This window comes from Paenibacillus azoreducens (assembly GCF_021654775.1).
Taxonomy (GTDB): Bacteria; Bacillota; Bacilli; order Paenibacillales; family Paenibacillaceae; genus Paenibacillus_AQ; species Paenibacillus_AQ azoreducens.
Window position 1 is genome coordinate 6141214 of record NZ_AP025343.1, and the last position, 26298, is coordinate 6167511.

Annotated in this window: 21 protein-coding genes; 3 read left to right on the plus strand and 18 right to left on the minus strand. The window is 46.1% G+C overall.

Features of this window, described 5'->3' with window-relative positions; all coding sequences use genetic code 11:
* Position 1: 1 nt before the first annotated feature.
* Complete coding sequence (locus L6442_RS27325; RefSeq protein ID WP_212978893.1) at positions 2-913, plus strand: glycine betaine ABC transporter substrate-binding protein; 912 nt, start codon at positions 2-4, stop codon at positions 911-913.
* A gap of 101 nt (positions 914-1014) precedes the next feature.
* On the opposite strand, the gene L6442_RS27330 is transcribed toward L6442_RS27325, so the two are convergent.
* The 7 genes from L6442_RS27330 to L6442_RS27360 all read right to left on the minus strand — a co-directional run bounded on the left by L6442_RS27330 (position 1015) and on the right by L6442_RS27360 (position 7952).
* Complete coding sequence (locus L6442_RS27330) at positions 1015-1818, minus strand: hypothetical protein (protein WP_212978892.1); 804 nt, start codon at positions 1816-1818, stop codon at positions 1015-1017.
* A gap of 222 nt (positions 1819-2040) precedes the next feature.
* The gene (locus tag L6442_RS27335) at positions 2041-2874 is read right to left on the minus strand and encodes a hypothetical protein (RefSeq protein WP_212978891.1); all 834 of its coding nucleotides are present in this window, start codon (positions 2872-2874) and stop codon (positions 2041-2043) included.
* A gap of 199 nt (positions 2875-3073) precedes the next feature.
* On the minus strand, positions 3074-3886 hold the full coding sequence (locus L6442_RS27340) for a hypothetical protein (protein WP_212978890.1): 813 nt from the start codon (positions 3884-3886) through the stop codon (positions 3074-3076).
* Between the two features lie 234 nt (positions 3887-4120).
* A complete protein-coding gene (locus L6442_RS27345) occupies positions 4121-4879 on the minus strand; it encodes a DUF6081 family protein (protein WP_212978889.1) in 759 nt (252 codons plus the stop codon).
* Between the two features lie 52 nt (positions 4880-4931).
* The gene (locus tag L6442_RS27350; protein WP_212978888.1) at positions 4932-5849 is read right to left on the minus strand and encodes a prenyltransferase; all 918 of its coding nucleotides are present in this window, start codon (positions 5847-5849) and stop codon (positions 4932-4934) included.
* A gap of 306 nt (positions 5850-6155) precedes the next feature.
* Positions 6156-7013 (minus strand): aminoglycoside 6-adenylyltransferase, encoded by an 858-nt coding sequence (gene ant(6) / locus L6442_RS27355; protein ID WP_212978887.1) that lies wholly within the window; start codon positions 7011-7013, stop codon positions 6156-6158.
* A gap of 408 nt (positions 7014-7421) precedes the next feature.
* Positions 7422-7952, minus strand: coding sequence for a DUF4367 domain-containing protein (locus L6442_RS27360; protein WP_212978886.1), 531 nt, complete (start codon positions 7950-7952; stop codon positions 7422-7424).
* Between the two features lie 533 nt (positions 7953-8485).
* Between L6442_RS27360 and L6442_RS27365 the strand changes: the two genes are divergently transcribed.
* On the plus strand, positions 8486-8926 hold the full coding sequence (locus tag L6442_RS27365; protein WP_194234502.1) for a hypothetical protein: 441 nt from the start codon (positions 8486-8488) through the stop codon (positions 8924-8926).
* A gap of 119 nt (positions 8927-9045) precedes the next feature.
* On the opposite strand, the gene L6442_RS27370 is transcribed toward L6442_RS27365, so the two are convergent.
* Positions 9046-9933 carry a phosphatidylinositol-specific phospholipase C/glycerophosphodiester phosphodiesterase family protein gene (locus L6442_RS27370; protein WP_212978885.1) on the minus strand — a complete coding sequence of 296 codons (888 nt, stop codon included), beginning with the start codon at positions 9931-9933 and terminating at the stop codon, positions 9046-9048.
* 143 nt (positions 9934-10076) lie between these two features.
* Between L6442_RS27370 and L6442_RS27375 the strand changes: the two genes are divergently transcribed.
* Complete coding sequence (locus L6442_RS27375; protein ID WP_212978884.1) at positions 10077-10550, plus strand: hypothetical protein; 474 nt, start codon at positions 10077-10079, stop codon at positions 10548-10550.
* 281 nt (positions 10551-10831) lie between these two features.
* Here L6442_RS27375 and L6442_RS27380 read toward each other — a convergent pair whose 3' ends face one another.
* The 10 genes from L6442_RS27380 to L6442_RS27425 form a co-directional block, all read right to left on the minus strand.
* Positions 10832-11257 carry a VOC family protein gene (locus tag L6442_RS27380; RefSeq protein WP_212978883.1) on the minus strand — a complete coding sequence of 142 codons (426 nt, stop codon included), beginning with the start codon at positions 11255-11257 and terminating at the stop codon, positions 10832-10834.
* 146 nt (positions 11258-11403) lie between these two features.
* A complete protein-coding gene (locus L6442_RS27385; protein ID WP_212978982.1) occupies positions 11404-12015 on the minus strand; it encodes a flavin reductase family protein in 612 nt (203 codons plus the stop codon).
* Positions 12015-12965, minus strand: coding sequence for a ring-cleaving dioxygenase (locus L6442_RS27390; protein WP_212978882.1), 951 nt, complete (start codon positions 12963-12965; stop codon positions 12015-12017). Before L6442_RS27390 ends, L6442_RS27385 begins: the two co-directional genes overlap by 1 nt.
* A gap of 354 nt (positions 12966-13319) precedes the next feature.
* Entirely contained in the window at positions 13320-18185 is a 4866-nt protein-coding gene (locus L6442_RS27395; RefSeq protein ID WP_212978881.1) for a family 10 glycosylhydrolase, read from the minus strand.
* Positions 18186-18503: 318 nt separating this feature from the next.
* Entirely contained in the window at positions 18504-18821 is a 318-nt protein-coding gene (locus tag L6442_RS27400; protein WP_212978880.1) for a YerC/YecD family TrpR-related protein, read from the minus strand.
* Between the two features lie 171 nt (positions 18822-18992).
* Positions 18993-20375 (minus strand): Na+/H+ antiporter NhaC, encoded by a 1383-nt coding sequence (gene nhaC, locus L6442_RS27405; protein WP_212978879.1) that lies wholly within the window; start codon positions 20373-20375, stop codon positions 18993-18995.
* A gap of 86 nt (positions 20376-20461) precedes the next feature.
* On the minus strand, positions 20462-21295 hold the full coding sequence (thiD, locus tag L6442_RS27410) for a bifunctional hydroxymethylpyrimidine kinase/phosphomethylpyrimidine kinase (RefSeq protein ID WP_212978878.1): 834 nt from the start codon (positions 21293-21295) through the stop codon (positions 20462-20464).
* A gap of 104 nt (positions 21296-21399) precedes the next feature.
* Positions 21400-23277, minus strand: coding sequence for a tyrosine decarboxylase (gene tdc / locus L6442_RS27415; RefSeq protein ID WP_212978877.1), 1878 nt, complete (start codon positions 23275-23277; stop codon positions 21400-21402).
* Positions 23278-23358: 81 nt separating this feature from the next.
* On the minus strand, positions 23359-24768 hold the full coding sequence (gene tyrP, locus L6442_RS27420) for a tyrosine-tyramine antiporter (RefSeq protein ID WP_212978876.1): 1410 nt from the start codon (positions 24766-24768) through the stop codon (positions 23359-23361).
* Positions 24769-25583: 815 nt separating this feature from the next.
* Positions 25584-26279 carry a protein rep gene (locus L6442_RS27425; protein ID WP_212978875.1) on the minus strand — a complete coding sequence of 232 codons (696 nt, stop codon included), beginning with the start codon at positions 26277-26279 and terminating at the stop codon, positions 25584-25586.
* Positions 26280-26298 lie beyond the last annotated feature (19 nt).

Here is a 26298-nt window from a genome sequence, read left to right on the forward strand (position 1 = left end):
GATGAAAAAACAAGCGAAATGGATGATGATGCTCGGACTCGCCGGCGCACTGGCGCTTTCCGCCTGCAACAGCGGCGGCAGTAACGATCAACAAACATCAGACGAAAAAAGCGCGGACTCCTTCGGGAAACAGGTCAAATATGAAATTATCGGCATCGACCCGGGGGCCGGCATCATGAAGGCAACAAGCAAAGCCATTGAGGAATACGGCTTATCCGACTGGAAGCTGATCGAAGGTTCGGGCGCAGCCATGACGGCGACCCTGGCCAAAGACATCAAGAACAAGAAACCCGTAGTCATTACCGGCTGGACGCCGCACTGGATGTTCTCCAAATATGATCTGAAATATTTGGATGATCCGAAAAAGGTGTACGGCGAAGCGGAAGAAATTCATACGATCGCCCGCAAAGGCCTGAAAGAAGACGATTCGACCGCTTACACCTTGCTTGACCGTTTCGAATGGACTTCGGATGAAATGGGTGAAATCATGACCGCCATCGAAGAAGGCGCCAAACCGGAGGATGCGGCCAAGAAATGGGCTGACGAACATGTTGACCGCGTAAATGAATGGACTAAAGATTTGAAACCCGTGGACGGCAAACCGCTTAAGCTCAGCTACGTCGCCTGGGATTCGGAAATCGCCAGCACTCATCTGCTGCAGTACGTGCTGCAGGAGAAGCTTGGTTATAAAGTGACCGCCCTGCAGGTAGAAGCCGGACCGATGTGGACCGGGGTTGCCAACGGCGATGTGGATGCGACCGCCGCTGCTTGGCTGCCGCTCACCCACGCGGATTATATGGCTAAATACAAAGATAAAGTCGATGATCTGGGTGCCAATATGACCGGCGTGAAAACCGGATTGGTAGTCCCTTCTTACGTGGACATCAGCTCGATTGAAGATTTAAAGAAATAATTGGGACTTATCACAATTTATCCATTCTTAAAAATAAAACTCCAGGTCCGTTCATACGGACCTGGAGTTTGTGTTTTAAAAATGCCCTTTCTTTACTTTCTTTATTTGGCTTCAGGTTCGAGCATCGCTTTCGCAAAACGCAGCACATCCGCTTTCGCGTTATCTGCAAAAATCGAATAATTTACCGAACCGCTTGTATCCGTCCAGCTCAAACGACTTTTTAGTTTCGGAGCCGTCGTATAGGTACACTTGATGCCGCCGATAACCATAGTTTCGGTTTTTTCATCGGGATTGCTGAAAGGCACCGGAGTTCCCCCCATTGGTTTCGAAGGCTTTGCATGGGATGCAACTAGCAAAATCTCCACTGAGCCTTTCACGAACGTTAGGGATGTCGAATCACCTTCGCCGCCTGTCTCGACCGGCATGGTATAAACCTCTTTGCCTCCCTTTGCCGCCTCTGCCTTTAATTGCTTATCCAGCTTCTTGTATAATTCCGACGAACTGTCGGGGGTCTTCAGATGAATAACTCCTTCTTTAAATTTATAATCCTTCGGATATGTTTCCGGGATCTTTAAGGAAGGAGCATTCATTTGCTCGGCTTTGGCTGCGAGAGCGTCATAATCCTTAAATACGTATCCTTTGCTTACAAACGAGATTGAATCGAACTGGCGTTTTTCTTTGTCGGGGATATAAAATGCGATCATTTCACCCGGTTGAAGTTTGGCAAGCAGCTTGGACACCAGTTCCTCCGACGAAGCCGTTTTTTTGTCGGCTTTGGCGCCGGCAGATATTTTGGTCGTCTGACCTTTTGCCGCTGCCGGAACGGCGGCATATGCGCTTGCCGTTCCGGCAAGGATCATGACGGCTGTTAGGGACGAAACGATTGCGATTTTGGTTTTAAACATTTCCATTTGTTCTCCTTTCGGTCATTAGCCTTGCGAATTTGAACTTCACCTGGTATAACACCTGGCAGGAACAAAAAGGGACAATTCACAAGAATATTTTGAGGTTACTAGTGGTTTTCTGTTTCGCACGCAGCACAAGCTCAACTGGCTTAAGCCATCATAAAGCAAACTCCAGGACCGTTCATACGGACCTGGAGTTTATGTTTTAGAAATGCTTTTTCCTTATTTGGCTTTCTGTTCAATGATCGATTTCGCAAAATCCAGGACGTCCGTTTTCGCGTCTTTTGCAAGAATCATAATCGAATAATTTAACGGGCGATTTGTATCTGTCCAATGCAAACGACTCATGGTTTTCGAATCCGTCACGTAAGTACACTCAATGCCGCCAATATCTATGGTTTCGAATTTTTCGTTGGAACCGACAAAAGGAGGGGCCAGTGGTTTGACGGGAATTCCGCCTTCTACCGGTACTTCGCCTAGTGAATGGGATGTAGATAACATAATCTCCACTGAGCCTTTCACGAACGTAAGGGATGTACTATCCCCTTCGCCGCCTGTCTCTACTGGCATGGTATAAACCTCTTTGCCTCCCTTTGCCGCCTCTGCCTTTAATTGCTTATCCAGCTTCTTGTATAATTCCGACGAACTGTCGGGGGTCTTCATATAAATAACTCCTTCCTTAAATTTATAATTCTTTGGAAAAGTTTCAGAGATCTTAAAGGAAGGAGCTTTCATTTGCTCGGCTTTGGCTACGAGAGCGTCGTAATCCTTAAATACGTATCCTTTGCTTACAAACGAGATTGGATCGAACTGGCGTTTTTCTTTGTGGGGAAGATAATATGCGATCACTTCACCTGGTTGAACCTTGGCAAACAGCTTATTGACCTGCTCCTCCGGTGAAGCCGTTTTTTTGTCGGCTTTGGCGCCGGCAGATATTTGGGTCGCCTGACCTTTTGACGCCGCCGGAACGGCGGCATATGCGCTTGCCGTCCCGGCAAGGATCATGACGGCTGTTAGTGACGAAACGATTGCGATTTTGGTTTTAAACTTTTCCATTTGTTCTCCTTTCGGTCATTAGCCTTGCGAATTTGAACTTCACCTGGTATAACACCTGGCAGGAACAAAAGGGGACAATTCACAAGAATATTTTGAGGTTACTAGTAGTTTTCTGTTTCGCAGGCAGCACGAGCTCAACTGGCTTAAGCCATCATAAAGCAAACTCCAGGACCGTTCATACGAACATGGAGTTTGTGTTTTATTTGGCTTCTGGTTCAATGATCGCTTTCGCAAAACGCAGCACATCCGCTTTCGCGTTATCTGCAAAAATCGAATAATTTACCGAACCGCTTGTATCCGTCCAGCTCAAGCGACTTTTTAGTTTCGGAGCCGTCGTGTAGGTACACTTGATGCCGCCGATAACCATAGTTTCGGTTTTTTCATCGGGATTGCTGAAAGGCACCGGAGTTCCCTCCATTGGTTTCGGAGGCTTTACATGGGATGCGTATAACGAAATTTCCACTGAACCCTTCACGAATGTAAGGGCTGCGCCTGATGCTTCGCCTGTCCCGTCTTCGACCGGAATGGTATAAAACTCTTTGCCTCCCTTTGCCGCCTCTGCCCTTAATTGCTTATCCAGCTTCTTGTATAATTCCGACGATTCATCAGGCTCCTTCAGATATAAAACGCCACTCTTAAATTTATAATCCTTCGGATATGTTTCCGGGATCTCCAAGGAAGGAGCGTTCATTTGCGCCGCTTTGGCTGTGTAGGCGTCATAATCAGTAAGCACGTATCCTTTTCCCGAAAACAAAATTCGATCAGTCAGGTTTATTTTTTTGTCGGGGATATAGTATGCGATCATTTCACCCGGTTGAAGCTTGGTAACCAGATTATAGACCTGCTCCTCCGGTGAAGCCGTTTTTTTGTCGGCTTTGGCTCCGGCAGATATCTCGGTCGCCTGACCTTTTGACGCTGCCGGAACGGCGGCATATGCGCTTGCCGTCCCGGCAAGGATCATGACGGCTGTTAGTGACGAAACGATTGCGATTTTGGTTTTAAACTTTTCCATTTGTTCTCCTTTCGGTACTGGGAATTTGAACTTCACACGGTATGACGCTCCACAGGAACAAAACGTTCACTTTATTTAAGTTATTGCTAACACCCAGCAGCAGATTGGAACAATAAAATGGCGGCACAGGAATCATTCCTTATGCCGCCATTTCTTTATTTTTGGATCCTATTTGATTGAACAAACTCCTCTTTTGGGAGATTGTTTTTATTGTTACGTACAAATGCCTTGCTTTTATTCTTCTTTGGCTTTTTTCCCTTCAGCCCGGTCGTTGATCGTTACCGTCACCGGCGAATATTCAGCGATCACCGTTTGCCCGTGCACGGACACGCTGCCTTCAGGCGAAATATCTTTTTCGGTCATGATGCCAAGCGCGATCTTGAATTCATTGAATTTGACCGGGATATTTTTTTCGCGGCGGATTTCCTCCCCGTTCAAATAAAATACCGCTTCATCATGTGCACGGTCGTACGTGATTTTATATGTGTTGAACTCGCGTGCTTTGAAATTGGTATCTTCCTTGAAAATGCAGAAGTAACGCGTTTTATCGGATGGCGGCACCTCAACTCCGGGGAATGGCAGCACGGCATAAACGCTTGCGTACTTGTCGTTTCCCGCAAAAAAGTCGAGCGCCGCTCCGGTCGTGAAATCAAGCAAATTAAGCGAAACATAACCGTCGTACAGATCGCCTGGAACGGTATTTTGAGTGCGGGCGCGGATTTGCAGCTCAAAGCTGACTTCGCCGGATTCCGGCACCTTGATCGTTTCCACGGAATAATACATATGTTTGGCGTTGTCCAATATTTGAATCTGGTCGTTTTGACGGTTGAGCGGAGCCCGCACATACAGGATGCCGTTGCGCACGATCACGACCGCATTCGGTTCGCGGTATTCCCAGAAGGAGCCGTCCGGAAGTGGAAAACCGCCGATCTGCCAGACTTCGCCTTCCGATAAAATCGTATGAAAATCGCCAATGATTTTTTGTTGTTCCATATCGCTTCTACTTCCTTTCTTGTATGGATCAATACATGCGCCAATAATGCGATTAAATGAGTCCTTGAATGAACAGACATACAATCATGACCAGACCGCTAAGTTTCGTTGATTTCAGCGATGCGCCCATCAAAGGCAGATAAGCGCGGGACGCATTGCTCGGCTTCAGCTTGCCGTATACTTGAACCAAGGGCAGCATGGCCGGAAGCGCAAGCAATCCGTACACCGGAAGCGCTCCGGCAATTACGCTGACGACCAGCGATACTGCTGCAAGCAGCAGCAAAAATCTCGAAAAGGCCAGCGCTCTTCGCTCTCCCCACACAACCACCAGCGTACGTTTTCCCGCCTGCCGGTCGGCCTGCCAATGCAGAAAATGATGATTAAACAAAACAAGCGTGGTGAGCAGCCCGATCGGCAGCGACAGCAGCAGCGCTCTCAGGTCCAGATGGGAGGTTTGCACATAATAAGAACCCATTACCGGAAGCACGCCAAAAGAAAGCAGGATTGCGATTTCGCTGTATCCTTTTCCCCGGTATCCGAATTTCAGCGGAGGCGCTACATAGAAATAGGCGATCAAACCGCCCAAAGCTCCAAAAACAAACGCCCAAATGCCTGAACATACCGCCAGCACGATACCGCAAACGGCCGCAACGCCAAAAAGCCCCCAAGTGATGGCGGCAAACTTGCGGACGCTCCAAATTCCGTTCGTTAAAAATCCCGAGTTTGTCGATACCGCATCCACGGTTTCTTTGGCTGCCGTATCCGTTCCGCTTTTGTAGTCCCACAGATCATTGATCATGTTGGAAAATAAATGGGCTGACGCAGCCCCGACCAGCGTAAGCAGAAACAGCCAGACATTAAATGCCCCGTTCCAGACGAACGCTCCAAGCGCTCCAAGCGCAACCGGAATGAGCATAACGGGTATGACTCCGAACCGCGCAGCTTTTCTGAATTGTTTGAGCATATCCAAACGGATCTCCTTTCCTCTTAAAATGCCGGACGCATCGCCGGGAATATCATATTCGGACGGAAATCAGACCCGATGCCGCCGAAGCAAATGATAATTTTCACAAACTATCCTATTTCAAGCCGACCCTTGCAGGGACGGCATACATTTAGGGATCGCCTGTGTTTTTTTCTACTCTTCAAGGATAGCATAGTTTATCGATTTTTGTCATGAAAATGTAGAATTTGCTATCGCGAAGTATGCATAAAATCACAGACGGAATTTCCAGGCGGCATCCTTATGTATTTCATTGTTGTTTCTTTGATTCCCCTATAATTTCAATGAATTATAAATATTCTCCGTATATTTGGTAATGGCTGCATCATAATGAGGATATTCATAACCGAGTCTTTCCCCTACGGCTTTGGAATATTTGCGAAATAATTCGTAGCAGGTAAATAAAGACTGCCACATGTTCGGATAACTGTTCCCGGAATAAGTGGACAACAGCGTTTGCCAATCTTCTTGCGGCAGATATCGGTCGATGAACTTATAGTTTTTACCCACGCTAAAGGAATAACCCCGCTCTGCACCGATCTGCCAAGACATCATTCGCAGCAAATTAGGGCGGGCAATCTCGTTCAAATGATCCACGGCAAAAAGAATCTCTTTTCTTGCCAGACCTTTGACCACGTACGTAGAGACCATCCAAAATTCATTGCAGCAATCGTCGAACTCCCTTGCGGTCGGTTTCCGGATCCAATACTGCCTGTCGCTTGCAGCTGCTTTATTTTGAATGAGGCCATCTTTATCAAGCAAAATCTCAACCAAACCATCGCTGCCTGCAAAATAATCTTCGACTTCATTGATCGGGATCAGCGTCAGATCCAACTTACAGCCATCTTCAAAAAGAATGATGTACGAAAACCAATTCCCCAGTTCCGGCGGAAAAAGCTCCATTGCTTCGGGTTTTTGCATCATCGCACGATCCCCGAACACATTCAGCCAGGCATCATTTTCTTTGAAAGAGTCCATATCCGTTACAAAATAAGAAATGTCGTAATCTTGGAATGCATCCCGGGGAATGTTCGGATTAGTGCGTGATCCTTCCAAAGTCGCCATACGAATCCGATTGTCGTTCGCGGCAAAATCAATAAACATCTTCATCATTTCTTGTTCGTTTCTCATGGCGTGAACCCTCCGTCCCACATTTTGATTTTGGCAATTTTGCAAGCTCCCAAATCTATTATAAATCTTTAGCTTGCTAAACGAAATAAAGCTATGAACGCCGCCTAAAACAGCATCCATAGCTTTTAATTTCTGGAAAACACCCGAAAAAATCAATCAAAAAGTCCGAATTAACGTTTGATATTATCCAGCGCTTTTTTTTCCCAACCGATTGAGCAGCTGCTTATATAGGCTTTCCATCTTCACGTGTTTGCCGAGACTTTCCCAATAACCGTCGCTGCGCGGCCGCGGGACATAATCGCTCGGGACAAGGCCGGGAACCTTGCTCCCCACATGTAACTTGCGCGGATATGTAATGACATGTCGTTTTTATTGGTGGATTTGTGTTTTGTTAAGGAAATGGTTTTCTCAATTCATCGATCTGGCTACCTCAACCATTTGTTCTTTGGTAAGTTCTCCACTGTTCATCTCCACATACGTATCGCCTTGTATCCAATGCAGAATGCCGCCAGGACTTTGATTAACCCAAGCCTCAAAGTAAGCTTTGGCGCCATTGATTGGTATGACTTCACCGTTGGTTCTCTGCTGAAATATCTCTGTCTTGGTTCTTGTACGGGAGGTATGTTTTTGTAAGTCGATTTCTTCTATTTTTATTTCATATACATAATCCCTAGCCTTATGCTGCTCGATGCCCAACACGTACTTCCCCCTTTGATCGAAATAATGCAATCTCACGTCCCGATATGGACCGCTACCTTTAGGGAATGCCCATCTCACTTCAACCTTCCAGTTTTCAGTCTGCATTTCACCCGGCAGGAGCAGTTTAAAATCGGTATGGGATTTGATTTTTTGAAGATGTAAAGTTTCATCCCCTATTGCTATGTCTCCTAATTTAACGGACACCACAGACGTTATTTGGCTAAAAACAGCCACTTTCAATTTCTAACGGTCACCACGGCGCTTATTTGCTTCAAACCATCGTCAAAAGAGGTATTTTCACTAATTAGCTGCAGCTGTGTCCGTTAGAATTCAAAAAGGTCGAAATTAACCTCTTTAACTGCCGCTGTGTCCGTTAGAAGTTCACATGACCTCACGGTCAACACCAACAATGAAAATGTTATGGTTTTTGTCTCAAAAACAGCAAAAGCATATTTTCATATAAATTCAAAAAGGTTGAAATTACTCTCTTTAGCAGCCGCTATGTCCGTTAAAGTTTAAGCGAGCTCCCCCTCTGCGCCTTTACCACATTTAACGGACAACACAGAACGCTATTTAGCGAAAAACAACCATTTTCAATTTCTAACGGTCACCACGGCGCTTAATTTGCTTCAAACCGTCGCCAAAAGAGGTATTTTCAATTCCGAACGGCCACCCCAGCGCCCTTATCATGCCCATTTGTAATCTTTTGTTCATTCGCCGTTCATACAATTTTTCTACAATAACCTTGAACTTGGCAACTAGGGGGAAAAACGATGTTTGGATTTATGCTGTTCCTGCATTTCGTCGGCCTATTCGCCTGGATGGGCGGACTGATTACCGTGATCGTGATGATTGGGCTGCTCGGCAAGCAGGCCGGATCATCACGGGATGCCAACCTGCTGGCCCGGAAAAGCGTGAACATCTTCAGTTGGCTGGCGCATCCGGGGGCCGTGCTTGTACTCGGCAGCGGATTTTATCTTCTTACGCAAATGGGTTCCGGCAGCAAACCGCTTTGGCTCGACATCATGGAGAAGGGCGGCGGTGCGATTGCGATCCTGTCTTTGATTGTCACCGGCATTCTTGGCAGCAGGGTTCAGAAAAAACTAAAGGCCGCCCAAGGGCAGCCCGTCAAAGCAACCGGATATTTAACCACCATGTCCGTCCTTATGGTCGTGATTCTTGGCGTGGTTTTTGCTGTAAGCTTAAAAGTATAAACAGAATTTAAGTAACACTTCATTAAACATGAACTTTCCAATTCAAAAAGGCCGTCCCAACAGTTTGAAGCGTTGGGCGGCCTTTGTTCTGCGGTAAAAGTACATCAAGTCAGGTAAGTTCAGTTCTTTTTAGAGACAACGGTTTGAACCGATTTCCCCGCAGATTTTTGCGTTTTCTGGGCGTAATATGTTTTTAATTCCTCAGGCGTGACAAAATCGGTATAAAACCCGTATACGCCCCTTGACTTGTATTTTTCCATTTCATCAAGGCTGTTGATCGTATGGACAAAACTGAGCTTGTTTATTTTTTTCAAACTTCCCAAAAAACTGGCGTTCGCCCTCCATTCCGGCATCGTAACTGCAGTGATTTTAGGATGTTCCTTTACGAATTGCAGCACTTTTTGGTTCGAATCCGTCGTTTGGTACAGCGTATAAACATAGGATTCAAAAGGATATACATTTTCGATGGTGGTATACATGCCTTCGTTATATATTTGCGGGATAATCCGCTTAAGCAAATACGGGTCTTCATTGAGAAGTTCCACGATTTGGCCGAATTGCGCGGTGATCGTCTCTTTATCCATGCTTTTCGTATCGGTAATAAAATAAATATCCGGGTACTCATGCAGAAGATCCACAATATCGCTAAATGAAAGCACATTATACTTATCAAACATTTTTAGTTCTTTCATGTCAGCAAGCGGCAGCGGTCCTCCCGTCATTTCAGGCGTCAGGGTTTGTCCCAAAGACTGAAAAGCATATAAAGACCAATCATGCCGTCCAATCAAATAACCGTCAGATGTAAACTGAAGATCAATTTCAAACAGTCGCTGCCCTTTTTCATAATTGGTTTCAAAGGCTTCATAAGAATTGGTATATGCCTTTTGATCGATTCCCCCAAGCGCATGCGCAACCAGATTGTGGTCCGTCCACCCGGATGCCAAGGCAGGAGTGCTGAAAGCAGGCAGACAAATCATAAACAGCAGTGCGGCGAGCCATTTTTTCACTTCCAAACCTCCAAATGATATTCTCAGTAATTTCCTTTTATATGTTAACATGTTTTTAGTAAAAAGGTTTCGCCAATTTGCGCATTTTTTCGATTCCGGGTATGATCAGAACAAATTCATTTCCTTAAAAGAAAGGAGGTTTGATGGTGGGAATTTGGAAGGAGTGGGTCCTGCAGCAGGAGCAGCTTCTTGATGAGGTGTGGGCATTAAGCGGACGTTATATCGAGGATCTGAACAATAAAAATATTTTTCTGCAAACATTTCTGCATGCTTGTTCCGATACGGGAACGGATCCGGCATGCGACTATCTGGAAATGTTCGATAGCGATCCTCCGGAATTCATTTCGATTGTCCAGACTTCTGCCGATACGATTGAAGTGATCGCCGAGATCGGGTACGGTCTTTCAGTATGGCATCACGGAAAGCAGCTTGGCAAAGTAACGGCAGCAGCCAGGGGAATTTTCACTTTCAAACTCGTTGACCAGGCTTCCCGCAAACCCGTCCCGATATCGGACGAAATCGACCTAGCCCTCAATCGATGCGAAATATGCCGCCTTGAGCTGCAGGAAATGCATAATATCGAGGAATATTACGATGATTATACGATGGTTTTCTAGCCATATTAAAATAACCCCATAAAGAGTATCGGAAAGAATTCCGACGACTCTCGAAGAGGGGCGCTTTTGCGGAGCAAAAGTACTTAGTGACGCAGGCCTTCGAGGCTATTCCGAGTACTTTGCAGGGACCCCAGGAACTTTATAAGTTCTTATAAAATAACCCCACAAAGTGGAGCCTATGCTTCGATGCTTATTCCAAATACTTTGCGGGGACCCCCAAAAAAACTTATAAATTCTATACTGCTAAAAAAGGGACCGGTTTGCCCGTTCCCTTTCATTCACTATTCTTGGGAGGCCTCTCCGCTGAGCTGCCATGTAATGCCGAAACGGTCGCGAACCATGCCATAAAGCGGGCTCCAGAATGTTTCCTGAAGCTCCATCTTAACTTGTCCACCCTCGGCAAGAGCATGATAGATCGATTTTAACCGCTCCAGATCCTTCGTATTAATCGCAATACTCAGCTGATCGCCAAGCTGAAACGGATTTCCCGGAAAGGTATCGGAGAACATCAGCCTTTGGCCATCGAATTCCAGAGCCGCATGCAGCACGCGGTTTTTGGCTTCCTCCGGCATCGGATGGCTATTTCCCGGCATATCGCCGAACCGCTGAATTCCTAAATTTTTGGCTCCGAGCACTTTTTCATAGAATGCGACCGCTTCAGCGCACTCTCCATCCAAATTGATATACGGTGCAATCTTCAAGCTCATGTTCTGTCCTCCTGATTATGTTAAATTTGAAATAACACATTCCCATTATAACCTTTTTCGGACAATCTTCTACAAAAAATCAGAGAGTGACAAACCGGAAATTTTATTTAAAAGAGAACCGATCCCTGTCTATGCAGAATTCACAATTATTGCGGCCGCTCCAGCGAAAAGGTTTCACCCAATCTGGCATAGTTGCTGCCGGCCAAACGGCTGACAGGCTGCAGAACATCAGCCAGAATCCGCCCCCCGTCAAGCAATGTGTCATCCACATGAAACCGGACGATCCGTCCAATCAGAAGATCCGTTGAAGGGGATGTTTCCGTTCCTCCAAGCGGTATAGCTTGTTCCAATACGCACTCCATACGTATCTTCGCTTCGCCGATACCTGGAACACGGACCATATCGCTTGGAACAGCGGTTAGACCGGCATGCTCGACTTCGCTTTCCTCAGGCGGCAGATTGGCTGCTGTCAGATTCAGCTTGGCAATGGAGGATTCACCACCGATATGAACGACGAATTCCCCTTCGCGGACCGCATTTCTGGCGGTATCCTTGCGCTCGCCTTGCTTGCGCTGTACCGACACCGAAATCATCGGCGGATCTGCCGTAACGATATTAAAATAACTAAACGGCGCAGCATTCACCTTGCCGTTATCCGCCAACGTCGTCACCCAGGCAATCGGCCTGGGAATGATGCTGCCTGTAAGCAGCTTGTAATTATCCCGCTCGCTTTGGTTTTTGGGATCGATATGGATCATCATGGGCGGTTTCCCTCCACTTCGCGGACCTCAAATGGGGTCAGTTTGGCTTCTATTTCTTCCCGGCGCGGCTCGTACCATTCAGGCAGCATCAGCTTTTGGCCCAAAGCTTCCGGTTCTTCGTCGCGTGCAAACCCCAGCGGATCAGTCGCGATCTCAAACTGGATGCCGCCCCCTTCGCGGAAATAAAGGGCATTGAAATACTGGCGGTCGATCACCGGAGTAATTTGAAAGCCATGCTCCTTGACATGTTCCCTCCACATGAGATGCTCTTGATCGTCTTTCGCGCGCCAAGCGATGTGGTGGACCGTCCCCGCTCCTCCCGTGCCGCGCTCCATCGGGGCCATATAAACATCGATGACGTTGCCCAAATCCCCAAATGATTTAAACCGGGCATACGCCCCTTCTTGGCCGATCCTTTGCAAACCCATGACATGTTGAAGCATATAAGCGGTTTGTTCCGGTGCCATGCTGTACAGTACGGCTCCGCCGAATCCTTTAATCGCCTTCTCTGTAGGAATGCCGCCATAAGACCATGTGTTAAGGGAACCTTCCTCCCGCTCCGCAATTTCGAGCTGCAGTCCGTCACGATCGCGAAATGCCAAATATTCTTCGGAAAAACGAGTTGTTTTTTCAAATGGAATGCCAAATACCGCAAGTCTTTCCTCCCAAAACGGAAGTGCGCCAACTGGAACGGCATATGTCGTGACGCCGACCTGCCCGCCTCCTGCACGGCCCTGACGTGATCTCGGCCAAGGGAAAAAGGTGATGATTGTCCCTGGACTTCCTTGCTCATTCCCCAGGTACAGATGGTAAACCTCCGGCGCATCGAAGTTTACGGTTTGTTTAACCAGACGCAGCCCAAGCACTCCCGCATAAAAATCAACGGTTACTTGTGGATCTCTTACGAAAGCTGTAATGTGATGAATTCCGGCTGTTTTCATATTCATGTCGGTTCAGCTCCTTTAATTAAATATTTCTTTAAATTAAGATATATATGCAAATTTGTGCTTCTCATCATCTAAATCGTTTTATCACTTATCTTGATTTAAAGATAATAAATTTTGAATTAATTGTCAATAGCGTTGCATCTACACAATTGATTTCCTTTTAAGAAGCATCCCGGGTATGATATAGGCTTATGGGTCAGAAAGGTTGCGGCTGACAGGGATCATTGAACCCGGTCGGGGCCAAAAGAAAAGAAGACCTTTTGTAGAGGTGAAAAGGGGATTGATTCCAGTGAGGCTCGGAATTTTCTTACCGAAAAAAAGCGCAGCTCCCAAAAGGAGAACTGCGCCAATCATTCAAGGCAGCTTTTCAATCTTCGCCAGCAAATTGGCGAGCGCCCTCGCGCTTTCCGCTCTGGTCGTGCCCTGCGCCGGATTAAAATTGCCGCCGCTGCCCTGCAAAAGACCTGCTCCGACAGCCTTGTTAACGGCTTCCTGCGCCCATTTGCTGATTTGGCCCTGATCCTTAAAGACAGCGTCCGACGGATGATCCAACATCCGGCCGCCAGCGGCCGCGTAAGCGTTAACCAACATGACGGCCATCTCTTCACGCGTCACGGACTGATTCGGATGGAATTTACCGTCTCCGGAACCTTGGACAATTCCCGCCTGCACAGCTGCCGCAATTTCCTTGCCATACCAAGCGTTCTCGCCGATATCGGTAAACGTTACGCCTTGGCCGGCAGGCAAATCCAGAATCCGGGCCAGCATGGAAGCAAATTCCGCACGGGTAACCTGCTTATCCGGTGCAAAAGATCCATCCGGGAATCCGCCGAGTACATGACGGGCCGCCATATCCTTAATCACTTCGGCAGCCCAATGACTGGCAGCCACATCTTTGAAAGTTTGATCATAAGCGATGGCGCTGTATTGTCCCGGTCTGTTTACAAGAACTGTCAATCTTTTTCCTTCCTGCTTGCCGCCGACATATTCCATTGCGCTTGCCGTGACACGGTAAATTCCGGTCCGTTCCGGTTTTGCTCCCTCCGGAATATCCAGCGTGAGTTTTACCTTATTGCCGAATTGCGGCAGACTGCTGGATTTTCCGTCTTTGGTTTGGACGGAAATTCCAAGACGGAATATTCGGCCGACGGTTAGTACGGCATTTTTTTCATTTTGCCGCAGCTGTTTCAAACTCTCTGCCGCTTTGTCCGCTGCCAGCGGCTCGATATCAACCCTAATCTTCAATCCGTTTGGATCGGCACCGGCAGCAAGACGGTTTGCCTCCTCCAATACGGATGAAGGAATGGATAGGGAGATCCCTTCCGCATGGAGATTCAAGGTTCCTTCCTTGCCTAAACGGGCTGCCGTACTTCCCGGAAGCTGTACCTGCGTCTTTCCGGAACCGATCTGGATATCCAACTTGCCGCCTTTTACATGATCCAAATCGCGGTCCGATACGATCCATATGCCGGAATCTTTGGCTGGCGGCGGGGTTGCTGGCGATGAAGGACTCGTTCCTGACGACCCGCCGGAACCCGATGACGAACCTCCAGATCCCGGATTCGTCGTTGGCGCCGCCTCAACTTTCAGTGTATAAGATGCTTGCAGCCCCTTGTATTCCGCCTTAATCACTGTTTTGCCTTCAGCCAAGGCAGTGATGAGTCCAACCGGGCTGATGCTTGCCGTTTTCGGTTCGGAGCTGGTAAAGGTTACTCCATCCGAAATTTCCCGCTTCTCCCCGGATGCGAGAATACCGTAGACCTTCACCTGCTGGGTTTGAGAAATGGTCATCATGCGCAAATCACCCAATTTAATGGACGCAAAAACGGCTTCTTCCGTTTGGCTGAAAAGGGGATTGCTAAGTCCGCTTTCATGATGAAGCCGGCTCACGGCTGATACGGCATAGGTATAATCCTGACCTGCAGCGGCGCTCCGATCTGTATAAACCTGCGTTTCCCCTTCAACTCTCCGCACCGTATCAATTAGCTGGGATGTATCGTTAGGATTGATAACCCCTTTGCCGTTGACACGGTAAACGGCATAATAAGCCGGCGCCTTATCCCCATTATCCTTCCAGGCAAGTTCTATGGAACCGCCCGTCCCTTTCAGTCCGGTCAATACCGGCGCGTCCGGCGTATCGTCAGGAAGCCAAGGCATGACCGGAACCAGCGCGGGACGCGAATACATCGATGCGACTGCATCCCTTACTCCCAGGGGATTACGAAGCAGATCCGAAGTGCTGAACATAATATTCCCTGCTATATTATTTCCCTGATCATTATTGTATCTCAGCTGTGCGGGCAGCAGATCCGGATTGGTCCAGTTGCTTTCGCCGACGCGGTAAGCGGCCTGACCGATATACAGCTGGATATTATGTTTTCCGGAGTGATCATGTTCCCCGTTAATTTCTTTCGTCCACCAATCGATCAATTTCTCGTATGCCGCCGCTGGATTTCCGAAATGCCAATAGATTTGCGGCGCCAAATAATCCACCCAGCCGTTTTTCATCCATGTTCTTGCATCCGCATACAAATCATCGTAATTTTGCAGGCCGTTGGTTTCGGAGCCTGTCGGGTCGGTTCCTTTATTCCGCCAGATACCGAACGGACTGATGCCGAATTTGACGTAAGGCTTGATACTCTTGACTCCTGAATTGAGCCCTTCCACGATCGAATTGACGTTGTCCCTACGCCAATCGGCCAGCGACTTCGTGCCTCCGCCGTTTTTATATTCGTTGTATTCCTTGCTGTCGTTAAAAGGTTCATCCCCCGGATACGGATAAAAATAATCATCCATATGAATGCCGTCCACATCGTATTTTTGCACGATTTCCTTCACGCCGTTGATGATGTAATTTTGAGCGTCCACAATCGCCGGGTTGAAGTACAATTTTCCGTTATTTTTAACGACCCAATCCGGATGAACTCGCGCCGGATGACTTTCTGCGAGCAGTTCAGGTTTGTCATGCATGCTGATCCGGTACGGATTGATCCACGCATGGAATTCAAGATTCCGCTTATGCGCCTCCTCAATCATAAACTTCAGCGGATCGTAACCGTCGCTGGGCGCTTTCCCTTGTTCCCCTGTCAGCCAATGCGACCATGGGAAGTATTCCGACGGGAAGAAGGAATCGCTTGTCGGTCTGACCTGCACAAAAACCGCATTGATGCCTGTCTCTTTCAATTCATCCAGCAGCTTCACGAAATCCTGCCTTTGCTTTTCCGGGTCAAACTCGCCTTTGGTCGGCCAATCGATATTCTCCACCGTCGAAATCCATGCGCCGCGCAGTTCCCGCTTCGGATGAACCGCAGGATTCGTTACGACGAGCAGCTGCTGGGCCTTTTTCCCTTCGACTTCCGCGGTGATCATCGTCGTTCCCGGCGATTTTGCCGTAATTTGTCCGGTCACCTGATCAATGATGGCCGCATTTGCATTGGTGCTGCCAAAAGTGATACCCGTAGTAATTTCCTTTTTGCCCTGCGCTTTATAATCCCCGAATACTTCGGCTGAAGGGGCCTCCTCTCCGATCACGACCGAAAATACGCCTTGGATTTCAATGCTTTTCAGTTCGCTTGCCTTCACCTGAACCTTATAGATGGCATCTTGCCCTTCATATTTTGCTGTCACCGTTGTTTCACCTACCTGTAAAGCCCGGATCTGCCTTCCGGTAATTTCAGCAACGCTGCTGCCGGGCTCGGCTTCAAACGTTGCATCCGCTGACACATCAACAGGCTCCCCTTCACCATAAACGGCAAAGGCCTTCAAATTGGCGGTTTCGGTAAGCACAAGCGAAAGCGGTCCTTCAATCAAAAGCCGCTCTGGAATGGCCGGATTCTGAGATACTGTCAGCCGGTACACAGCGCTGTATTGATTCCGGTATGTAGCCGTCAGCTCCGTTTCCCCGGCGGCAAGCGCGGTAATCTTGCCGTTTGCGTCCACCGCTGCCACGGATTCGTCGCTGCTTGCGTACGTGACGCTTCCGCTTTCCGCAGGCTGCGGATCGGACACGCCATTTCGGGTAACCAGAACACCGGCTTGAACGGTTTGCCCGATGCCAAGCGGTTTGACTCCGGACCATTCAACGCCAAATATATCGGTGTTCTCATAAATGACGCTCACCTGATCCACATACAGGGTTCCCGCACTCTTCGTGCCGGTTTCCACCAAATAAATATAATTGAGTTTGATTGGCTCTGCCCCATCGGGCACATCGGCAGTTACATACCGCCAGCCGTTCAAAACGTCGCTGCTTTTGGTAAAATCAAGCGTAGTTTGCTTGCCCAGGCTGTCCTGCACCTGTCCGCGAATCCAATGCTGCTTATCTTGGCCATATACCCAGAACCCGATTTTTTTCGGCTTGCCGGGAATATCGCGACCGTCTTTGCCATCCGGATTCTTAAACCTTATATAAGCCGCCGAAGTCCCGCTGTTATTAGTGAAATCATATTTCAACCTGCCGGACTTCAGCCCGTATTTCACAGGCTCCGGACGCTCCGCTTGATCCAGAACGGCTGAATTGGCTTGGACGGACGTCACTCTGATATCTTCGATATTTTCGAAATCTTCAAATACCCGGACCCACTCGCTTCCGGCGGATGCCATCTGTTCCGGGGCCACCACATTCAAGGGAACTTCCGCGGTTAAACCGCTGTATTCCGCTGTTATAACCCCAGATCCCAGCTTGTCTCCGGCAGTCAGCACGGCTCCCGATAACGTTGCGCCATCCGTGCCGCCATCCGTTTCGAGCTTCCAAATCACCTGATCCTGAGGAACGTTCACTTCGCTGTCGTCTTTAGCATATCCTTGTACCGACAAATTTATGGATGTACCTAAAACTACCGTAACGGGCTCCGGGGAGATACGCAGACGGGCCAAATCCGCATTTTTCTCCGCATCCGCTTTTTCCTCGCTGCCTTTACCCGGTTCATCTTGCGTTCTTTCCGGTCCATCGCTTGGCTCTGCGCCTTGAAGCTCTCCTCCGGATTCTTCCGACTCCGCCGGGGAATTCGGCGTCCCGGAATCGGGAGCTTTGATCTCTCCTTCCCCGCTCTGACCCGCTCCGGGCCAATTTGTTTGTCCTTCGTTAATTTCCTCCTTTGCGGCTGCTTCCATTACGGAAGCCGGCGTTCCAACCATGAATGCGCTTACAATTAAACAAATGCTAAGGACTGAACTGAGATGTCTGTTGAACCATGATTTCCGAGGTACGATAACATCCACTTCCCTTCCCCAATTTTGAAGTTCTTACAAACCATAAGCGCTATATAAGTTGAACCAATGATTATGAATGGACGGGGCCTCTTGCCCATCCCTTTTCATTTTCTTTAATTCAACTTAAATATGATTTTGTAAAGTGTATCACCCACCCCTCTGAAAATATATTTTAATTATATGATTGTGCGTAAAATATTTCTACACAAAATTCCCGCTAAAAAACGACAGGAACCATCATATGATTACTAGAGGTGGGCTGGGGAAGGGATTCGAATATGAATGCGTTATTTTATTCCGTGCTGGTTTATACTAAATTTTCAGCAGTTATTCTGAGTGCTGCCCGGAATTAGGCTTATTCTGCATACGACCGAACATCAACTCGTAACTGTCGTTGCCGTGATACAGAGAACGTTTCACGCGCGAGATGGTTGCTGTGCTTGCTCCCGCCTCGGTTTCAATTTTACTGTACGTGTTATTGTTATAAAGCATTTTGGCAACCTGAAAACGTTGGAGCAAGGTTTTGATTTCATTCACCGTACATAAATCATCAAAGAAGGCATAACATTCCTCAATCGTTTCTAATGTCAATAAGCCTTCAAAAAATTCGTCCAATGCTTTACCTTTCAGTTCATCAATAAGCATACGTTGTACCTCCTCAAGTGATGACTGCTCTGAATTTATGTATACCATACTATACCATTATTTTTTACTTGCAATTAATTCCATATGCAAAACGCAGAGCGATGTTGTCCTCTGAACGAAAAAAAGCTGGCCAAAAACCAACTTTTTTTCATTCAATTACAATCAAGTTCATCATGCTGCTTTTGAGGATGCCCTCGGTTTTCCTTTTCTGCTCATAAATCCGTACAAGATGTTCAAAAGCGGAGCCGCAATGCAGAAGATCGCAAACGGCAGATACTCCAATGTCGATACGCCCAGCGTACCTGTAATAAATACGCCGCTTACCCCCCATGGAATCAGAGCATTGACGGCTGCGCCCGCATTGGCCACAATTCTTGACATTTCTTTACGTTCAATGTTAATCGCATCATATTGAGACTTAAACGCTTCACCGGGTAAAATAATCGACAAATATTGCTCACCGAGCAATAAATTGATTCCCATCGAGCTAAGTGCCGTCATCAAAATAAGTTTGCCTTTAGTACTGACAAAGGAAGTGATGCGGGAGATGATGGTTTTGATGATATTCAATTCTACAAGCAATCCGCCGAGCGCAAGTGCCAGTAAAATCAGGGACACCGACCACATCATGCTCTGAATGCCGCCGCGTGTCAGCAGCTTGTCCACAGTACCGACACCGGTATTAGAAACATAACCGTTTTGCATCAATACCGAGATGTCAGACAAACTGGTATGCGGGTGATAAATGTAAATGACGCCGATGGTAAATACAATGCTTAACAGTAGTGTTGGAATCGCCGGAATTTTCCTCCATGCGCATAAAAAGAGTACCACTACTGGAATTAGTGTAACAACCGAAATTGGAAATGAAGAGCTTAATGTATCGACCAATTGGTTAATTTCCTGCCCCGTCGAGAGCACTTTGGCATGTCCCGCCACACCGAAAAAAATCAGGGAGATGAGAAATGCCGGAATAACAACGCGTATCATATAGCGGATATGGTCAAACAAGTCAACTTCAGCAATGGCCGAAGCCAAGTTGGTTGTATCGGATAACGGAGAGATATTGTTTCCCAAAAATGCGCCGGAAATGATAGCGCCTGTTACAATGGCAGGATGATAACCCATAATTTGACCCATTCCGAAAAAGGCAATGCCGACGGTCGAGATCGTTGTAAATGAGCTGCCTACTGTAATTCCTACCACTGTACAAATGACAAACACAGAAGGTAAAAAATATTTAGCGGATAATATGTTGAAACCATACACCATAATCGTTTGAATCGTTCCTGCTGCAATCCAGACGCTAATGAGCGCCCCGATCAGCATAAAGATAAGAATAGGAATTAAACCGGGGGAGATTCCTCCCATTATTCCTTTATGGATACGATCCCAGGAGACCTTTTTGATTTTGGCGAAGATGATAAGAATGCCTAATGAAACTAAGATCGGAATTTGAGGGTCCATTCCCAGACCAATGATGCATGCTCCAATAATGGCTAACAAAACGACTAAAAGAAACAGGCTTTCTTTTAAAGTCACTTCTTTATTCATGGCTGAACTCCTTATCGTGTATTGACCATCTATAGCAAGAAGTCACAATTTCGTGGAATTGAATTATAAGATGGACCAAAGCTGCCTCATCTATACTTGTTCATGCGTTGCTCAGCCTTGTGAAAAGCGCCATGCCAAACCGGTCCTACAAAACGATTAAAAGCAAATCCGCCCGAAATAGCTGCGGTCGTGAATTCCTTTGCCTTGCTGACTGCGGTTTTGACGGTCATTCCTTGAGCTAATCCGGCAGCGATCGCGGCGGCAAATGTGCAGCCCGCACCATGATTATGATCCGTATCGACTTTATCTGCTTCATACAACGTAAATTCGGAACCATCAAACAGCAAATCAATCGCCTTCTCTGCCTGAAGCCCTTTGCCGCCTTTAATGACAACGTTCTTAGCTCCAAGACTGATGATTTTGCGGGCAGCTTCCTTCATATCGTCAATGGTGCTGACTTTCGCAATTCCCGCAAGCTGACCTGCTTCAAACAAATTCGGTGTCGCAATGGTGGCCCGGGGCAGCAGCAACTCTCGAATAGCTTGCCCATTTTCAGGTTGAACGACTTCGTTTTCGCCTTTGCATACCATAACCGGATCGATCACGATATTTTCGATTTCATTTTGATCGATGATGGTACTTAAAAGTTCGATCACTTTAACAGATCCAAGCATTCCGGTTTTTAATGCATCCAACTTACCGCCGGATAAAACCGTTTTAATTTGTTTGTATACAAGTTCCGGATTTATCGGCTCCACTTCATGATGCCAGTTCTTGTCTTCATCCATGGTTACAATCGAGGTAATGGCACAAAAACCAAAGGTTCCATACTCCTCAAATGTTTTTAGATCAGCCTCTAGGCCAGCGCCACCGCTTGAATCCGAACCTGCAACCGTAAGCACTTTTTTAATCTCGGACATGTCAGAAACACTCCTTAAGGGAAAAGAGGAATGCGTAACATCCAGCTCATCCGGTGTTACGCATTTCCCTATTTTTGTTGATTATTAATGGTTGTTTGCTGGTATTATTCGTTCATTTCGTACATGTAGATTTTTTCAAGTTTTTCTTGCATTGCTTTTTCAATTTTCTCTGCATATTCTTCGAAAGTTGCAGCGTCATGCGCATACGGAGACAGTGCACAAGCGCGAAGGATAGTGACTTTGCCGGCACGATCCCATTCTTGGTCGGTAAATCCGAGGCTCTTCACGAATTCCAGCGGGCTGTTGCCATAATCCGGAATAGCGAAGTCCGTATGGGAAGTAATAAATTCATTGCTGTACAGACCGCCTTTGACATAAGAAGCATAATCGAAGAAGTCATGGTTCAATTTGTTCATTCTCACCAGATCGGTGTTTCCTTCTTCATTAAAGACATAGTCAACCATATTGAAGTCTGGTTTGGTCAATGGATGAAGCTCAATGATTCTGCCATCGACATTGAATTTCTTGTTCTTCAAGAAATTGTAGAAGCGGTATGCGCCTTCGATGCTGGCACCCATCAATTTACCGAAACCTGTAACGTTCAGCGGCAATACTTTATGGGCTGTCCATACAGCGGCTGCCGTTGCGCCGGCTTTGGAACCTTCAAGGATATAAGCACCAAGCAGTGCAGGAATATCCGCGCCTTTTTCGAATACATAAGTTGCGAAGTAAGAAATCGATTCGCGCATTCTGATGTCGCGGATCGCAATCGCACCAGCAGAGTAAGGAATGTAACCCATTTTGTGAGGGTCAATTGTAACGGATTCCGCTTTGCTGATGGCTTTGAAGGCATTGTAGATATCCTCAGTCAGCCATTCGTCTTTCAGCTTCATATCTGTAAAGATATTGTATTTTTTATATACTTCATCGATTTTGTTGTATTCGATAAATTCATCATTTTCATCGAGGAAAATTGCACGTGCGTAACCGCCATATGCAGCATCGATGTGAACGTAATAGTAAATGCCTTCTTTAGCAAGTTTTTCACGCAGTTCGATGATTTTATCAATATGGTCAATTTGGCCTTCTTCCGTACTTCCGACAACACCTACGACGCCGAGAACCGGAATTTTTTGTTCAGCCAATTCGCGAATGCGTTTTTCGAGTTTGTTGATGTCCATACGATATTCGCTGTCAACATCGATGGCCTCAACTTGATCCAGACCGATGCCGATGATATCGCCGGCTTTCAACCAGGAATAGTGTTTGGTTTGCGGGATGAGCCATTTACCAAGCTTTTGCAAGTTTTGACCACTACGAGCGGATTTATCTTTAATTTCATCCATTCTGTCAGCGAGTTTTTCCGTGAGTTCCATAATTTCTTCTGTTGACATATTCAGCAATTCCCATTCGGATTTGCCTTCTACATATTCAGGCGCAACTTCTTTGATCGCCAGCGGAAGGGATTTGATGTTACGTGCATACCACAGACCTTCCAAGTTGGCGATGGAGCCGTCGGCGCAAATGTGGCCCCAGCTTTCCCCTGCTTTGTAGCTCATCAGTTTAGCAATTTCATGGCCAACTTCTTCTTCCATTTGCGACGTACCTGGAGAGGATTCATAAGCCACGTTATTGCCGTTCCAAAGCATTGCTGCTGTATAAGCGATGATGGCCGGCATCAAGGTTTCGGAGTTCATATGTCCCCAGAAACGGCCTGCGCTATGCCATGGCAGCGATTCGGAACGAAGTTTGGAAGACAATACGTTAAATACGCTGCGTACATGATCGGCTGTATCCTGGAAGCTCTTTGAACTTTTATCGAAAGGTGTAATCACTGGCAAGTCTTGCGGTTGATAATTTTGACGCCAGCCTACATGCTCGTCAACGACCTTGAGCAGAACTTCCTTGAACAGATCGACGTTTTCGCCTTTAGAGCCAAGAAACAATGCTTTTAGGTTAATATCAGGAATTTGATAGTTCATTGCTTGAGTACCTCCATTTATAAAGAAATGATGAGAAATTATTGTATATAAAAGTTTGTTAGCGAAATTTAGTTTGTGAAATTATTCACTCTTCTTCCAGCTTGGCTTCTTATATTTGTAGATCAGCAGTGCAATACCAACCATGACAACTGTCGCAACGACCTGGTAAATGACATACCCTGTTGAGAAGCTTGCAGGAAGAATGGATGGCGGTATTAAGCTGACAATAATCGTGATAACAACACTCAGTAAGGATAACAATGCTACGAACCACATCAATCCATTACCTTTATTGCCAAGACGGAATGGTCTTTCCATATCAGGCGATTTATAACGCAGACGCACGGCGGAAATGGCGATCAGCGCATATACGATACAGTATAGAATCGTTGTTGTAATCGTGATGACCAAGAAAGCACTGTTAACGTCAGGAACAACGATATACATGACGGAAACCAAGGAAATAACAATCGCTTGGATCAATACGAAGGAAATCGGAATTCCTTTGCTGTTTCTCTTTTGGAAGAATGGCGGCAAGTTACCGTCTTCTGCGACTTTAATCATCGACTTACTTGGACCAAGTACCCATGCGCTAAGCTGAACAAGAACACCGATCAAGATCATCGCGGAAATAATGTTAACGAAAATGGATGGAATACCTAAGTTTTCACAGAAAATCATATATGGCTGCGTAATGTTCGAAAGTTCCATTTTGCCCATTGGAACACCGTTCGCAACCGTCAAACCCGCAATCAGGTTGAAAATGACCAGCAGGATTACGGAAGCAATAACCGCAATCGGATAGTTGCGTTTCGGATTTTCAATATTGTTCGCGTGCACTGAGGAAATCTCAACACCAGCGAAGATAAAGATGATACCGGATAAATAAGCCAAGCTTCCCAAGTCACCAAGGTTTGGCAGGAGGTCGCCTGCTTTAAAGTTTGCCAAGTAGCCGCTTGGATTAATGCCGTTTTTGATCATATAAGCGACACCAAGCACCACCAGAACAACAAAGGGAATATATACCCCGATAATCGAACCCCAGTTACCGGCAATTTTGACCATATCGAACTTCAAGTTCAATAGGGTTACGCCCCAGTAAGAAATGAGAATGACTGCAAATATAAAGAAGTTATTTGAAGATAAATGTGGAACATTAATTACATAACCGAACAGTACGCCTACAGTCGAAGCAACCATAACCATACCGAAAAACATTTGGACCCATAAGAGCCACGAGGTTACGAACCCCCATTTTTCCCCCAACGCTTTTTTAACCCAGACTTGCGGGCCACCCTCTTCAGGGAATCCCGTTGACAGTTCAGCGGACATCAATGCAATCGGAAGTGCAAACAGAATAGCTGCAACCAGCATGTAGAAAATTTGTGTCCAACCGGTAATGGCTAGCGTTGGCACGCTACGTACAGTACCGAAGAATGCCATCGTGATCCCAATTAACCCGAATAGAGTTAATTTTTTTGAATTGGCCATAAAGTCTCCCTTCTTTCTCTCTATTTATCTATCTTTCTAATGCATCCAGAATATGAATAAAACATGAATTAAAATGATTTTGGATACATTCGAAATTCTGAAAATAATATCACCTTTTCAAGGCGAAGGATGAAATGAATTTGTTAATCGATTAACTTTCACCGCAAGTATACGCCTTGTTTTTTTGTTGTGTCAATTTGGTTCAAAACCTTGTCACATAAGGTTTTTTTGGTTTTTTCCATAATCTTATTAATAAATACTTTAAAGGTTTTACTACTTCACCGATGAAGGCTTTAAATGATTTACGCTTTTATGGGTTGAAGCATTTTCAGGGAAAAGTTATGAATATTAATTTATAAAAGTGGATATTTATATATTGATGCCAGTTGATATTTTTAACTTAAAAGATGATGTATTTGATCTGCAACCACTCCTTTACGAATGAAAAAATCGGGACATGCCAGTGATTTATGGATGGGGGCACGTTAACTTTATGATGGCTTGTGCAATTACATCTTATGAGTGCACATTCTCCCAAGCTGAGGAATGAAGTGGAAGCTCGAGGATAAATTCACGAAAAAGAATAGTTATACGCGAGGAGAAATGAACGCCTTACTTGGAAGGCCCTGAAATCGCTTTTACAAAAAAAGCAATATCAATCTTGGTTTCTAGTATTTTGCAATTTGTCAAAATTCCGGTGTCGATAAAAAAAGGAAAAATAAAACAATAAAAGCCGGTTTTCAGCTGTCTTTCCAGCTTGAAAATCGGCTTTTTCGTAACAATCTTTTCACGTAAATTGTGATAAAAATCATAGATTACGAAACGGAATGGAGCGGATCATTGCCTTGTTTCCTGACTCCCGGATACCAGTGCAGCATGCTTTTGAAGGCACAGTTGGCAATATCATCATGTATGTCATATTGATTAATATTATATTCAATTTCTGGAAGCAAACGATCCGTCTCTTTTTTTAATAATCTACTATATCCAATCAGTCTGCGTGAAGCAAGTTTTGTATCATGATTTGGAATGCGATCCGGTTCATCATGAAGCTTAATTAAAAATTGTTCCATTTTGCAGGCTGCTTCCTGCTGATCGCATCTTCCATTCAGCACATTCACCTTTACGGATAATCGATTTTCAGGATCCATGTCAAGCGCTTTGTGCCAAAGAGCCAACCATTCATCATATTTGATGTAATATCTCCCCTGAAAATAACTTTTGATTGTCGGCAGTAAGATATGGATGGTCGGGTGATAGACATCTTCGTCTTTTTGGATATCCAACATCCGAAAATAACCAAGCGTTGCTTGTTTAACCCGTTTATACTTAAATAATCGGTTAAAGCCGATTAACATCCGGTCAAGTTCTTCATTAATATGTGCGTCGGCAACTTCTCTTAGCCCTAAATCAACCGTAAGCCAGTTAACCTGCTTAACCCGATTTACTTCCGATATTAAACGATGATTAAAAAATGCAAGCTGTAGCGACCGTCTCCACGAACCAAGCATCTTTAATCCTCGCCTCCAT